Source organism: Paenibacillus turicensis (assembly GCF_017873435.1).
GTDB classification, from domain to species: Bacteria; Bacillota; Bacilli; order Paenibacillales; family Paenibacillaceae; genus Fontibacillus; species Fontibacillus turicensis.
In genome coordinates this window covers 100,759-113,781 of sequence record NZ_JAGGKG010000018.1, presented here as the reverse complement: position 1 = coordinate 113,781, position 13,023 = coordinate 100,759, and the positions used below count along the sequence as shown (strand labels likewise).

25 protein-coding genes and 1 tRNA gene are annotated in these 13,023 nt (G+C 39.7%); all 26 read left to right on the top strand.

All coding sequences use genetic code 11. From position 1 onward, the window contains the following. The coding region (locus J2Z32_RS17210) for a hypothetical protein (protein ID WP_210090421.1) at positions 1-286 on the top strand (286 nt) is incomplete at its 5' end. Next, on the top strand, positions 283-633 hold the full coding sequence (locus tag J2Z32_RS17205) for a hypothetical protein (protein WP_210090420.1): 351 nt from the start codon (positions 283-285) through the stop codon (positions 631-633). The genes J2Z32_RS17210 and J2Z32_RS17205, both read left to right, overlap by 4 nt. A gap of 34 nt (positions 634-667) precedes the next feature. Next, on the top strand, positions 668-847 hold the full coding sequence (locus J2Z32_RS17200; protein WP_210090419.1) for a hypothetical protein: 180 nt from the start codon (positions 668-670) through the stop codon (positions 845-847). Between the two features lie 41 nt (positions 848-888). Next, complete coding sequence (locus tag J2Z32_RS17195) at positions 889-1,281, top strand: beta-sandwich lipoprotein (RefSeq protein WP_210090418.1); 393 nt, start codon at positions 889-891, stop codon at positions 1,279-1,281. 16 nt (positions 1,282-1,297) lie between these two features. Continuing rightward, a complete protein-coding gene (locus J2Z32_RS17190) occupies positions 1,298-1,594 on the top strand; it encodes a hypothetical protein (protein ID WP_210090417.1) in 297 nt (98 codons plus the stop codon). A gap of 4 nt (positions 1,595-1,598) precedes the next feature. Continuing rightward, entirely contained in the window at positions 1,599-1,769 is a 171-nt protein-coding gene (locus J2Z32_RS17185) for a DUF7167 family protein (RefSeq protein WP_210090416.1), read from the top strand. A 30-nt stretch (positions 1,770-1,799) separates the two neighbouring features. Further along, positions 1,800-2,039 carry a hypothetical protein gene (locus J2Z32_RS17180; protein WP_210090415.1) on the top strand — a complete coding sequence of 80 codons (240 nt, stop codon included), beginning with the start codon at positions 1,800-1,802 and terminating at the stop codon, positions 2,037-2,039. After that, on the top strand, positions 2,032-2,235 hold the full coding sequence (locus J2Z32_RS17175) for a hypothetical protein (RefSeq protein ID WP_210090414.1): 204 nt from the start codon (positions 2,032-2,034) through the stop codon (positions 2,233-2,235). The genes J2Z32_RS17180 and J2Z32_RS17175 overlap by 8 nt, the downstream gene beginning before the upstream one ends. Positions 2,236-2,474: 239 nt before the next feature. Further along, positions 2,475-2,618 carry a hypothetical protein gene (locus J2Z32_RS17170; protein WP_210090413.1) on the top strand — a complete coding sequence of 48 codons (144 nt, stop codon included), beginning with the start codon at positions 2,475-2,477 and terminating at the stop codon, positions 2,616-2,618. Between the two features lie 63 nt (positions 2,619-2,681). Further along, entirely contained in the window at positions 2,682-3,119 is a 438-nt protein-coding gene (locus tag J2Z32_RS17165) for an ArpU family phage packaging/lysis transcriptional regulator (RefSeq protein ID WP_210090412.1), read from the top strand. Between the two features lie 215 nt (positions 3,120-3,334). Further along, positions 3,335-3,452: transfer RNA gene (locus J2Z32_RS17160), tRNA-OTHER, on the top strand. A gap of 327 nt (positions 3,453-3,779) precedes the next feature. Beyond that, positions 3,780-3,992 (top strand): Thoeris anti-defense Tad2 family protein, encoded by a 213-nt coding sequence (locus tag J2Z32_RS17155; protein ID WP_210090411.1) that lies wholly within the window; start codon positions 3,780-3,782, stop codon positions 3,990-3,992. Positions 3,993-4,271: 279 nt separating this feature from the next. Further along, positions 4,272-4,469, top strand: coding sequence for a hypothetical protein (locus J2Z32_RS17150; protein WP_210090410.1), 198 nt, complete (start codon positions 4,272-4,274; stop codon positions 4,467-4,469). 263 nt (positions 4,470-4,732) lie between these two features. Next, complete coding sequence (locus tag J2Z32_RS17145; protein ID WP_210090409.1) at positions 4,733-4,993, top strand: hypothetical protein; 261 nt, start codon at positions 4,733-4,735, stop codon at positions 4,991-4,993. Beyond that, on the top strand, positions 4,977-5,384 hold the full coding sequence (locus J2Z32_RS17140; RefSeq protein ID WP_210090408.1) for a terminase small subunit: 408 nt from the start codon (positions 4,977-4,979) through the stop codon (positions 5,382-5,384). The genes J2Z32_RS17145 and J2Z32_RS17140 overlap by 17 nt, the downstream gene beginning before the upstream one ends. Further along, positions 5,368-6,621 (top strand): PBSX family phage terminase large subunit, encoded by a 1,254-nt coding sequence (locus J2Z32_RS17135; protein WP_210090407.1) that lies wholly within the window; start codon positions 5,368-5,370, stop codon positions 6,619-6,621. Before J2Z32_RS17140 ends, J2Z32_RS17135 begins: the two co-directional genes overlap by 17 nt. Before the next feature lie 14 nt (positions 6,622-6,635). Continuing rightward, the gene (locus J2Z32_RS17130) at positions 6,636-8,114 is read left to right on the top strand and encodes a phage portal protein (RefSeq protein ID WP_210090406.1); all 1,479 of its coding nucleotides are present in this window, start codon (positions 6,636-6,638) and stop codon (positions 8,112-8,114) included. Continuing rightward, a complete protein-coding gene (locus J2Z32_RS17125) occupies positions 8,098-9,123 on the top strand; it encodes a minor capsid protein (protein WP_245251555.1) in 1,026 nt (341 codons plus the stop codon). The genes J2Z32_RS17130 and J2Z32_RS17125 overlap by 17 nt, the downstream gene beginning before the upstream one ends. 12 nt (positions 9,124-9,135) lie before the next feature. Continuing rightward, positions 9,136-9,408 carry a hypothetical protein gene (locus tag J2Z32_RS17120; protein WP_210090405.1) on the top strand — a complete coding sequence of 91 codons (273 nt, stop codon included), beginning with the start codon at positions 9,136-9,138 and terminating at the stop codon, positions 9,406-9,408. A 125-nt stretch (positions 9,409-9,533) separates the two neighbouring features. Next, the gene (locus J2Z32_RS17115; RefSeq protein WP_210090404.1) at positions 9,534-10,136 is read left to right on the top strand and encodes a phage scaffolding protein; all 603 of its coding nucleotides are present in this window, start codon (positions 9,534-9,536) and stop codon (positions 10,134-10,136) included. A gap of 25 nt (positions 10,137-10,161) precedes the next feature. Continuing rightward, positions 10,162-11,229 carry a phage coat protein gene (locus J2Z32_RS17110; protein ID WP_210090403.1) on the top strand — a complete coding sequence of 356 codons (1,068 nt, stop codon included), beginning with the start codon at positions 10,162-10,164 and terminating at the stop codon, positions 11,227-11,229. 4 nt (positions 11,230-11,233) lie between these two features. Then, entirely contained in the window at positions 11,234-11,626 is a 393-nt protein-coding gene (locus J2Z32_RS17105; protein ID WP_210090402.1) for a phage head-tail connector protein, read from the top strand. Position 11,627: 1 nt separating this feature from the next. Next, positions 11,628-11,987, top strand: coding sequence for an ABC transporter ATP-binding protein (locus tag J2Z32_RS17100; protein ID WP_245251554.1), 360 nt, complete (start codon positions 11,628-11,630; stop codon positions 11,985-11,987). 2 nt (positions 11,988-11,989) lie between these two features. Then, on the top strand, positions 11,990-12,412 hold the full coding sequence (locus tag J2Z32_RS17095; RefSeq protein WP_210090401.1) for an HK97 gp10 family phage protein: 423 nt from the start codon (positions 11,990-11,992) through the stop codon (positions 12,410-12,412). A gap of 3 nt (positions 12,413-12,415) precedes the next feature. Further along, positions 12,416-12,850: a phage tail terminator family protein gene (locus J2Z32_RS17090; RefSeq protein ID WP_210090400.1), complete on the top strand. Its 435-nt coding sequence runs from the start codon at positions 12,416-12,418 to the stop codon at positions 12,848-12,850. Next, positions 12,843-13,022 (top strand): hypothetical protein, encoded by a 180-nt coding sequence (locus J2Z32_RS17085; RefSeq protein ID WP_210090399.1) that lies wholly within the window; start codon positions 12,843-12,845, stop codon positions 13,020-13,022. The genes J2Z32_RS17090 and J2Z32_RS17085 overlap by 8 nt, the downstream gene beginning before the upstream one ends. Position 13,023: the final 1 nt, after the last annotated feature.

The following is a 13,023-nucleotide window of genomic DNA, read 5'->3' as shown; positions in this document are numbered from 1 at the left end:
TGGTCGGGATGTTGAAAAGTATAAGAATGATATTTTTTACTCTTACACAGCCAACTTAGCTAATTCCAGAGAAGCCCAAGCAAAGGCTATAGCGGTAAATGCTAATAAGTATGTGGGTGCTCTATACGATGTTATGTATTTTGATGAGGGCGTACCTCCAGACCCAACAGACAATTTTCAGGAGGTCACTTATAGAGGGCATGGGGTTGCTTATATGCTTCAAGCTTCTCCCCGTCAAATCGCTATGGCTGTTTATATAACGCTGATGGAGGTACAAGGGCAATGAATAAAATTCCAGTTATGGTTCTGAGAAATAAGACAAATCCTGAAAGATATTTAGCAGCAAATATGGATGTTGGAGATTGGGAGGATGAAAACTTAGACGTTACCTTAGATAATATTCAAAATGCCTACATGATTATAAGTAAGTCGTTGAAACCTCCAACACTATTAGAGTTCGAAATGGTTAAAGAGGAACATGCTAGACATAAAAGATACATGATTGAAAAATATGGGGAGAACGCCTGTATATCTCTTGATTTTGAAGGGGTTTGTGAAAACTATGAACCTTTGAATATAGAAATTACAAGAGAACAATATGATTATGCTATTGAATTGATGGAAGAAGGGTAACCCCTATAAGGGATAACAAGGAGAGATAAAACAAATGAAACGAAAGGCAACTTGCCCAAAGTGTCTAGTGAAGAATTGGAATCGTGATTGGGATAAAGAAACAAACAAAGTTTTTAAGGGTGAGATCGGAAGTATTTCTGATCCTGAATATAGAGATTGCGCCATCCATGTATGTCCATCGTGCAAAGAAGAAGTTGTAGGCGTAGAAGATTGATAGAGGTTAAGGGATAACAAATAAAAGGAGAGATATAAAATATGAGAAAATTTTCATTTTTAGTTGTGATGATTGGGTTGGTTATTGGGTTAACTGCTTGTTCTGATGCTGACATTGCGTCTAGCAACTTATCAAAAGCCGCAGACAATTTCGAGATTAATAGACGAGTAGTATTTTACAACGGAATAACAGATACCTACTTACTATCCATTGAGGGACGTTGTTCACTGGGTAATAGTGACGACCGTTCCAAGCAAGTAACTGTAACATGTAAGACAGGAGATAACGCATATAAAAAACACTTTCTTGGTCTTTCAGACAACGTTACGTACTTCGCAGAGCAACTAGAAGGAGCTAACGTGAGCACATATCATTACAGGGTTATATTTAAACCGCAGACGATACTGCCTGATATTGATCTTAAAATTAAATAAAAGGAGATAGATAACAATGAAAACAGTATTATTTGATGCAAGCGTCAACTCAATATCTAATATAGCGGAAGGTATGCAAAAAGATGATAGTTTGTTGTTGATAGTACCACTTGCAGGAGACATTACTACTGCGGCTCCTACGAAAACTGGTAAATATAAAGATTATTTTCGTATTCAAACTACTTTACTGATACCTAAAGATTGCATCAAAGGTGAAGATGCGCTTGATGATTTCGGAGCATTCACCGTAATGCGTTTACCAAAAGATAGAGTTCAAGATCACATGAAGAGAGATGAGGGAACAGAGGTATAAAACTATGACAAAACTATTATTCACTTTATCGATTGGATATGTAGGAGCGAAAAGAGAAGAAGAATTTGAGTTAGATTTGGAAGGTCTGGAAGGGCAGGAACGTGAACAAGCAATTGAAGAAGCGTGGAATGAGTGGGCTTGGAACTACATTGATGGAGGATGGACAGAGGTATAAAACCTCTTTCCCATAGGAGGGGATAAACAGATGATTGAAATTGAAAACTTTGATATTACAGATATTGATGGTTGTGAGTTCGCTTACGAAAAAGGAATTGGGAAAATGATTATATCGTGGCATCGTGACTTTGACGGATATCCAACAGGTAAAGTAAGAATCGTTTATTCTGACGGTTCTGGACGAGCAAAGAGCGTGGAAGAAGCTCAAAGGGCTATAGACAATGGAGAGTGGATTATATACCGAAAGCAAGGGTATAGCCATGAATGAAACAGTAAAAGCCCAAAGCTATTGGGTATGGACATATAAAGCGGAGAAGGAAAACCCAGCAAGGTCTAGAGCAGGGGAAACCATATGGAACCACTGTAAGGAAAATGCCCCTAAGTGGATGATTGAAAAAGGGCTAATCGTTGATAAGAGTGAGTTTATAAAAGAAGGTCAGACAGACATATTTGATTACCTATGAGCACGCCAAAACAAGCCATAGAAACGTTTGTAGATAAGGACGGTATAAAGGTAACCAGAACCCATCTAAAGAGACGTATAAACCAATTCTATGAGGATGGAGAAGGCGACACAGTATACGCCTTATATGAGGACATAGACGGAGATATCCATTACAGATACATCAACTTTGATACGGATAAGTATAAGGTGAGAGTAGGAAGATTTGAAAGAGAGTTCAAGAGATTGGAGGATTAAACTATGCAATGGGCATTAGAACATCCATGGTTAACTTTTGTACTTGGCATCTTGATTATTTCAGCAGCAGGAACCACAGCGACTAATATAGTTCGTTACAAAGTGATGAAGCTTACAGTGAAGGAAAGTGTAGATAAACACAAATGAATGATCAAAATAAACGACTTTATATTCAAAATAATGAAAATAAGTGCAAATGAGGTGAGGTGAATGGAACAAATGACTTTTGATATATATGACGTGGACGAAGATAAGACGAGGGAAGCAGTAGAAAAGTACCTGAGTCGTGCTAGGGAGTACCAAGTCACTGAATACATCCCCGAGGAACCTAGCATGACAGCATCATACAGCGATATGCCACGAAGCAATACAGGCGTTACAAGCGATCAAACGGGGAACTTGGTAATTAATATGGTTGATGAACAACAAAGGCGCAAAAGGCATGTGGAGCGTGCAGAAAAGGCTATTAGGAAGCTAGGAGCCAAACAGCAATTGCTCATAAGAGAGCGCTACATGAATGACGATGATGTATGGGACAGTGAGGTGGCACGTAAGATCGGATACAGCGACAGACATTACAGACGTATTAAATCATATGCCATTTATCGGTTGGCAACATCGTTAGGACTAATCGTATTTAAGGATTAAAATCATGTCCGCTCTATGTCCGATCTATGACCGCTCGTACTCGATTAAACGTGATACAATAGTATTGTGATAAATATATAGGACGCACCACAGAAGTAATAATACTTCATCACTTGACCTAAAGAGTCCATATAAAGCGGTGCGATTTCCTATATATATCCAAGGTGACGGACAATAACTTAAACGGCTTATCGCTCGTCACCTTATCCAATACAAAGTGTGTAGCTCAATAGGGAGAGCGGCTGGTAATATCTGTGGTTCGATTACACAACTCTGCGGAGTTTCAAAGTTGGTTACACTGGCTGGTTGAGGGTTCGATTCCCTTCACACTTTAAAAATGATGTGGTGGCGGAATAGGTAGACGCATGGGATAGCTTTTATGGGTTGCTAAAACGGGTTGTGTAACTGCGGATAAACAACTACGATGGCAACTAAAATTGCCAAAAGAACATGAAAGCCTGCAAGGTGCAAATCCTTGCCCACATCTTAATACTATGAGGGTTTCGCGTTAGTCGGTACTGTTTTCCCTCCTCAAAAAGCCTGAACCGACGCGGATTAGCAGTAACCGCTGATAAATTACTGCTCAATACGGTAATTATTAACCTTTTATATAGCCATCCTTAGGGGTGGCATTTTTAATTTCAGAGAGGATGAAGAGAAATGAATTTTGGTCAAGCGCTTGAGGGAGCCAAGCAAGGAAAAGGAATGAGACTCACACAGTGGCAAAAAGATGTGGTTATTAGGGTTCAACGTCCAGATAAACATAGTAAAATGACAGCGCCATACTTATACGTAGAAAGTAGATTTGGGAGAGTGCCCTGGAAAGAAACTATGATAGAACTGTTCGCAGAAAATTGGGAAGTAGTTGAATAAGGATTAGACACTCTTAACAGGGTGCTTTTTATTATGCGTATAACTTACTTAATTATATAGAGACGCCAAGCCTGCCAGATTAACGTATAAACACCAAGATCATCACGAGTTAATCTGGTACCACCTCCTTATCCCTGTAATGGGGATGTGTTGACCACAAGCACAGGGGTGTATCTTTTTGACAAGGGGATACATAAAGGATGGATCGTGGAGGTTACCGCAGCCTAAGTAATGCGGTGTACATAATTAGTATGATATTATCTTGGGGAGGTGGTTAAATTGTTTAGCGAAGATGTTATAGAAATGAAGAAGGAACTAGATGCTATTAAGAAAAAAGTTGCAGCGAGCCATGAAATTTACCGCTTGATGAATGATTGCTTGGAAAACATTAGAGTTGGTTCAACGGATGAAAACGCACGAAAGAAAGCAGAAGAAACATTGAAACAGGTACTTGAAATCATGAAGATGAATCTATAAATAACACAAGTCGCCAATAAGGCGGCTTTTTTTGTACATAAGAGACTATATAAAAGGGGTGATGTAATGTTAAGTGATGCCTTAGATAAAGTATTTAAAATTATCATGATTATTTTGTTTTTCGTTAACCTAGGAATGAGTATTAACTACAAAATGAAGGGCTATTTTAAAGAATCGTGCTGGTATATGCTGTGGTCAATATTACTTTGGGTGATGGTGTTTAATTAAAAATCAACGTAAAGGAAGAAGGTGGGTGATATGACATGAATGTTAGTAAAAACCTAAAACTATTGTTGCTAAAGCTAGGAATGAACGGCCATGATGTATCACTAACCAAAGAGCAAAGATATTCTAAAGAGTTTGGTAACATCTATTCTCGTTACAAGTTAACATTCTGGCACGAAGGGGATAAGGTAAGCAAGAAGACAGGCAAGAAAATAGCGGTGCCAGAAACACATGAGTTTACTAACGCTATAGAGTTATTGCGGTACATGGTGGTGAGATCAAATGAACGAAAGGCATAAGGCGTTTGCTGATTATTATATAGAGACAATGAATGCTACAGAAAGCTACAAAAAGGCTTATCCAAGTTGTAAAAAGGATTCTACAGCTAGGACGAATGCTAGTAAACTACTAACAAATGCCAACATACAGGATTATATAAAAGAAAGAATGGAATCAAAGGAAGAAGAAAGAATAGCAAGTCAAGATGAAGTGTTAGCATTTTTGACTAGTGTCATGCGTGGCGAAGTAAAAGATCAACTAGGTTTAGAGACTCCTGTTAAAGACCGTAACAAGGCGGCTGAATTACTTGGCAAGCGCTATGCAATGTGGACTGATAAACAAGAGATTGACACTAACGCAGTAGTACAGATCATTGATGACATAGGTGATACTTATGACAAAGGTGATTAAGTTGTCTGAAATCATCGTTCCTCACTTTTATGAGTTCTGGGGTGCATCCAACTCACACAGATACCTAAGACACGTTTTAAAGGGCGGTCGTGGATCGGGTAAATCATCAGTTATAGCACCTAAGATAGTAAAAGATGTGATGAAGTACCCTGTAACGGCATTAGTTGTGCGCAAGGTCGCCAGAACGCTTGAAGAGTCGGTGTTTGAGCAACTTAAAGAAGCTATTGAGCTATTAGGAGTGTCGCATTACTGGAAGGTTATGAAATCGCCTTTACAGCTTGTGTATATACCAAGGGGTAATAAGATTATCTTCCGTGGCGCTGACGATCCAATGAAAATAAAGTCCATTAAAGTGTCGAAGTTCCCTATTGCGATATTGTGGATTGAGGAATTAGCTGAGTTTAAAACGGAAGAAGAAGTATCGACTATCGAAAATTCGGTGTTACGTGCTGAATTAGAGGATGGTCTTTTTTATGCTTTCTATTACTCATACAATCCACCTAAACGCAAACAATCGTGGGTTAATAAAAAGTATGACACGCAGTTTATACCAGATAACACATATGTAAATCACTCAACATACTTAAATAACCCTCATATTTCTAAAGCGTTTATTGAGGAAGCAAAACAAGTTGAAGAGAATAAACCACACAAATATAGGTGGGAATACCTTGGTGAAGCGATAGGGAGCGGTGTAGTGCCGTTTGATAACCTAGTATTTAGAACAATCACACATGATGAAATAAACTCGTTTGATAATATCCGACAAGGGACTGACTGGGGCTATGGGGTCGATCCGTTGTCTTTTGGTCGTTGGCATTACGATAAAACACGCCGCATCCTGTATGCAATGGATGAAAAATACGGAGTTAAGATAAGCAACAGAGAACTAGCCGACTGGATGAAGAAAAAAGGATATGACAGGGATTTAACAACAGCCGATAGTGCAGAGCCTAAATCTATTGATGAAATGCGTGGTTATGGCATTAATATGCGTGGAGCCAAGAAAGGTGCAGGTAGTGTTGAATATGGCGAAAAGTGGCTAGATGACTTAGAAGCTATTGTGATAGACCCCAAACGTACACCTAATACAGCTAGAGAGTTTGAAAATATAGACTATCAAACAGATACAGACGGTAACCCAAAGGCCAAGTTAGAAGACAAGGACAATCATACGATTGACCAATGTAGATATGCTTTAGAGCGAGACATGAAACAACCGTCTATATCATTCTAGGGAAGGAGGATCATATGACATTTTTTAACGGGCCAACAGAGACAGACGTAATCATAAATAACCTTAATATTAACGCACCAATGGGCATTGATAAGATTGTCTATAATGCGGTAAAAGACTGGCTGAAGTCGCACCAGCTTGCTTGGATGATTATAGGGGAGCAATATTACAAAGACCATCCAGACATAAAAAAGCGCCGCAAAATGGCAATCGGACCAGATGGGAACATGATTGAGGTTACAAACGTAGCCAATAACAAACTGCATCATAACTTTACTAAAAAGCTAATTGATCAAAAGGTGGGTTATTTGCTGTCTAAGCCGATAACAGCACAGGCAGATGACGAGACGTATGAAGAAATCTTATCAAAAGATTACTTTGATAAAAACTTTATGCGATTAATACAGCGTATTGGTAAAGAGAGCATCCAGAAAGGGATAGCATGGCTACATCCTTACTACGATGAGCAAGGACAATTTAAGCTTAAACGCATGCCAGCAAATGAGATTATACCTTTATGGAGAGACTCTGATCACACTGAGTTAGAGTCTGTAATTAGGGTATACCAATATATCACCTATGAAGCGGAAGAACGTAAAGAGATCACTAGAGTAGAGCATTGGACAAAAGACGGTGTAATGAGGTTAGTGTACGAAAAAGACAGAGTTGTACCAGATGCATCATACGGCGCTAATTGGTGTAGCCCTCACGCTAAGTTAGTTAATCCAGATAAAAAGGAAATACCTCATAACTGGAACAAAGTACCGTTCGTGTGCTTTAAGTACAATGACGAGGAATTGCCGCTAATCCATCAAATAAAGTCACTCATTGATGACTACGATAAACAAAAGTCTGATAACTCTAACGCTTTGGAGGATGCGCCAAATAGCATATTTGTACTCAAAAACTTGGATGGACAGGATTTGGGTGAGTTTAGACGCAATCTATCCGTATATCGTGCCGTAAAGGTTACAGACGATGGTGGAGTCGATACAAAGGACATCAACCTTAATACAGATGCTTACAAGGCACATCAAGATCAAAACCGTAGAGACATATACGAGTTTGGTAGAGGTGTAGACTCTCAGTCAGACATTTTAGGCAATGATAAGTCAGGCAAGGCGCTCAAGTTTGTATATGCCGATCTAGACTTAGATTGCAATATGATTGAGACGGAGTACCAATGGTCGTTGGAGCAACTGCTATTCTTCATCAATACGGACATTCTAAACAGATACAGAAAAGATTATTCGAATGAAGAGGTTACATTTATTTTTAATAGAGACATTATCATTAATGAGACTGAAGCTATTGAAAATGCTGCCAAGAGTAAAGGTGTCATATCTGACGAAACGATAGTCGCTAATCATCCTTGGACTACAAACGTGCAGGAAGAGTTAGACAGGATACAGCAGGAGCAAACAGACAGTTACACCGACTATCCAGATTTAAATAGTCCTGATCCGCAGGTAACAAATGATGAAGTCCGCTGATTATTGGAATAAACGCAGTGAGCAGATAGCCAACAGACAATTTAAAAAAGCGGACTCATTAAATGAGCGTTTAGAGAAAGAATACCGCAAAGCATACAAGAGCATCCAGAAGGACATAGACGCTTTTTATGGACGGTTCGCCAGTAACAACGAAGTAACGATGTTAGAGGCTAAGAAGATACTCAACAAAGGCGAATTAAAAGAGTTTAAGCTGACTGTCGAGGAATTTACAAAGCTTGCAAAAGGCAATGAGTCAGGAGCATGGACGAAGGAACTTAATAACGTATACTACCGCACCAGGATAACGAGATACGAAGCATTACAAGTACAGATACAACAACAGATTGAGATGCTTAAAGCGCAAGAACATCAAGAGCTAACAACCTTGATATCAGACACCTATACAGATACCTATTACCGCACACTATTTGAGATACAAAAAGGTGTGGGTTTTGGCGCGTCGTTTGCTAGGGTTGACACAAGAGCAGTAGAGACGGTCATAACAAAGAAATGGGCTGGTAGTGATTATAGTTCACGTATTTGGGATGACAGAACAAAGTTGTTGAGGGAGTTAGAAACAAACCTAACTCAATCGTTTATACGTGGTGATAGCTTGGATAAGGTCACTAAGACTGTACAGGATCGCATGAATGTATCTAAATCAAACGCTCAACGCTTGGTACGCACAGAGAGCGCCCACATCATGGGTGAAGCTACCTACAAAGGATACCGAGAAAGCGGAGTAGTCAAACAGTATCAATTTTTAGCCACGTTAGACAGCCGCACAAGCCAAGTTTGCCAAAGCATGGATAATAGGGTGTTTAATCTATCAGATAAGCAGATAGGAGTTAACTACCCACCTTTACATGCTAATTGCAGATCGACTACAGTCGCATATTTTGGAGACGAGGAGCCAAGCGAGCGAATTGCTAGGGGTAAAGACGGTAAAACGTACAACGTGCCTAGCGATATGAATTATGAAGAATGGTATCAAAAATATATAGCATAGGGGATATGTAAAATGGCAGAAGTAGCAGAATACAGATCAAGAGACACGGTTTTTGCGATTAAACTAGAGGATTTTCCGTCTATACCAGCAGTAAATAATTTTGTTGGATTGCCTACAGCTGTAGAGTTTAATCCAGACGGTAGTTTTAGAATGCGTGTGATCAGAGGTAATTTTGATGTAATTGTTATCAAACAAGGTGAATGTGTATACAAGACAGCTGATGGGACGCTCAAAGTGTGTACAGAGCAGTGGTTACAAGAAAAATTTGAAAAAGTAGTAGCTTAATACGTTGTCCTGTCGCATGACATTAAACTAGGCGCTGCCCTCTTTAAAGGTTCGTGGGTTGAACGAACGCAAGCCCATTGCGTGAGGTGTAACACGTAAATAAAACATTAAGGGAGTAGAGATATATGGATTTAAAAGAATTGTTAGGTGAGGAATTATATAATCAAGTGGCTGAAAAGGTAGGGGAAAACAAGATTGCTATCGTAACTGATGGGAATTGGTTCCCGAAAGAGAAGTTTGACGAAGCGAATACGGCTAAAAAGAAAGCCGAGGAAAGCTTAAAAGAACGTGATAAGCAACTTGAAGAATTAAAGAAGTCTAGTGGTGATAATGAAGAATTGAGAAAACAAATTGAATCGCTACAGACTGAAAACAAAGCAGCAAAAGAGCAACACGAAGCAGAAAAGCAAGAATTAAGACTTAGCTCTGCATTAAAGCAAGCATTAGGAAATAGTGTACATGATGTTGATTTAGTGGCTAGTTTACTAGATAAGTCGGTCATTGAGCTTGGTGATGATGGGTCAATTAAAAAAGGATATGAAGATCAAGTAAAGGCTTTGCGTGATAGCAAGTCCTTTTTGTTTGTCCAAGAACCTACAGCGCCTACATTTAAGGGGATGACTCCAACAGATGGCGCACCACCAGCGTCAACGCCTAAAAAGACAAGTGAAATGACTTACACAGAGCTTGCGGAGTACCTTGCAGCTAATCCTAATGCACAAATTTAAAAATAAGAAAGAAGGTATTTAACACATGGCAAAATTTGATTCAAAAACATTTAACCCTGAAGCGTTCGGCGCTTATGTATCACGTATCCCACAAACACGCAAAAACGAGCTTTTAAAATCTCGTGCATTAACTGGTAACTCAGAAATTCGTAATGCATTTAGTGCAAGCACAGGCACAGCATACGCCACATTGCCTATGTATGGCTTATTAGATGGCGAAGCACTAAACTATGACGGCGTGACAGACATTACAGCAACTAGCACAACAACATTTGAGCGCAGTGTGGTTGTAATCGGTCGTGCTAAAGCGTGGATGGAAAGTGACTTTTCCGAGGATATCACAGGCGGCGTAAACTTTATGGATAACGTTGCATCACAAGTGGCTGAGTACTGGGATATTAACGATCAAAACACCTTGCTTAGTATCTTAAAAGGTATTTATAGCATGACTGGTGCTAAAAACTTAGAGTTTGTTAATAATCACACATACGACATTACAGCAAATGCAGATGATGCGGCATTAGTCGGTGCGGCTACACTAAATAGTGCTATCCAACAAGCAAGCGGTGACAACAAATCTAAGTTTAGACTTGCAATCATGCACTCAGTAGTAGCAACTAACCTAGAAAACCTCAAATTACTTGCATACCTTAAACAAACGGATGCAAATGGCATTGAACGTGAGCTTACATTAGCAACGTGGAATGGACGAATTGTATTAATTGATGATTCCATGCCAGTAGAAACCGTTGCAGCATCTGGTGAAACTCCTGCATACAACAAATACACCACCTATGTATTGGGTGAGGGTGCGTTTGATTATGAAGACATTGGCGCAAAAGTTCCGTTTGAAATGTATCGTGATCCTAAAACAAATGGTGGTCAAGATACATTGTATAGCCGTCAACGTAAATGTTTTGCTCCTTACGGCATTAGCTACACTAAAGCAAGTCAAGCAACTCTATCGCCAACAAGTGCGGAGCTTGAAAACGGCGCTAACTGGACTCTAGTACATGATGGCGGCGCAGGTGCAGCACGTAAATACATTGCACACAAAGCTATCCCAATCGCACGTATCGTATCCAGAGGTTAGTATCATGTTGCCGACTAATCCAGCCGATCAAGCAACGGTATTGGAGATAGTAAAGCTTAGATTGCAAATAAATGACACAACACATGATGCGTTGCTCATCTCTTATATACGAGAGATTGGGCGGCGCATTATCCATTATTGCAACATAAGCGATATACCAACAGATTTAACGGATATATGGGCATCTATGGTGATGGATGCTGTCAGGGTGGAGATTATCAACGTTGACGCAATAAATGAGACTGTAGGCGGTGAGGGCAATATCAAGATAGGTGATACATCTATAAGTGGTGCATCGTCTGCATCTGGATTGTCCAACACTGCTAAAAAGGTCATTGATGAGGTAGTACTTAACTATCGCATCGATCTTGTACACTACCGTAAAATGAGGTGGTAATTTGGTTAACTACAATAAATACCGCCATAACATCGAAAAAATGTACGAGGACAGATGTAGCATAAGTCGTTGGGTGACTATTAAGAAGCCCAATGGAGCAAACGGTAAGGAGTTGCAGGTTATTTTATCTGATCAGCCTTGCCGTATATCTCAAAAGGCATTAGGCACTAACGGACAAACGGATACCAAAAACAATATCGCCTATGAGACTAAGCTTTTTATATCTCCAGACGTTGAGATTAAGCAAGGTGATATTATAAACGTGACTCGTAACGACGTTGTGCGTAAATACAATGCTGGAGAAGCGTTTATGTATCCCACACACCAAGAAATAAGCATCCAACGTGATACGGAGTCATAGCCATGGCTAAATGGGGAGAGTTTGATTTTAGTCAGTTTGAGGATATGGCTGGTAGATTTAAAAAGGCGTTGGATCAAAGAATCATTGAACGGTGGATACGTGAATTTTTGCTAGAAATGGCTTATAGGTCCGTAGCAAAGATTAAAAGGCGCACACCAGTTGATACAGGCGATTTAAGGCGACATTGGGAAGTAAGTAATGTTGTACGTAAAGGCAATGGGTATGAGGTTGAAATATTTAATAACCTTGAATACTCAGCATACGTAGAATATGGTCACAGAACAGGTAAAGACCTCACTGGATGGGTGGAAGGTCGCTTCATGATGACCATATCTATGAAGGAAATTGAACGAGAATTGCCTAAGTTTCTTGAACGAAAGCAAATTGAGATACTAGACCAGTTGATGAATGGCAGGAAGGGGTGACACATGCCAGTAACCGTAAACAGCATAAGGGATGGTGTCACCTTGGCACTGTCTAATTTGTATCCAGATATAGCGCTGTACGATGAGGAAGTACCTCAAGACTTTGAGCGTCCGTCATTTTTTGTCAAGCTCCTAACAATGGGACAAGGCAAAGAGTTAGACAGGCGCTTTTTACGTTCTCATGCCTTTGATATTCACTATTTCCCACCGCTAGACGAGTACAACAAATACGGTCATGAGATGGCTGAGAACCTTTATAGCAACCTATTAACGATTGATATAGACGGAGCAGTATACAGAGTTACAGGAGCGACACATGAGATTGTAGACAGGACATTGCATTTTATGTTTGATCTTAATTTCCATGTTTTAAAGGACAAGCCAGACGAGATCAAAATGAACAGTCTGGAACAGGAAGGAAGGTTAAAGAATGGCTAAAGAAAAAGAAGCAACACAAGCCGTAGGGTACACAAAAGATCAGATTGTACAGTCCTCTAGGTTTGCACAGCATAGAGACATTGTTAGTGCCTTTTTGGAGGATGAAAAAAAATACACGTTGCAACAGGTTGAAACTGTTATTAATGACTTTTTACAAAAGGAAGTGAAGTAGC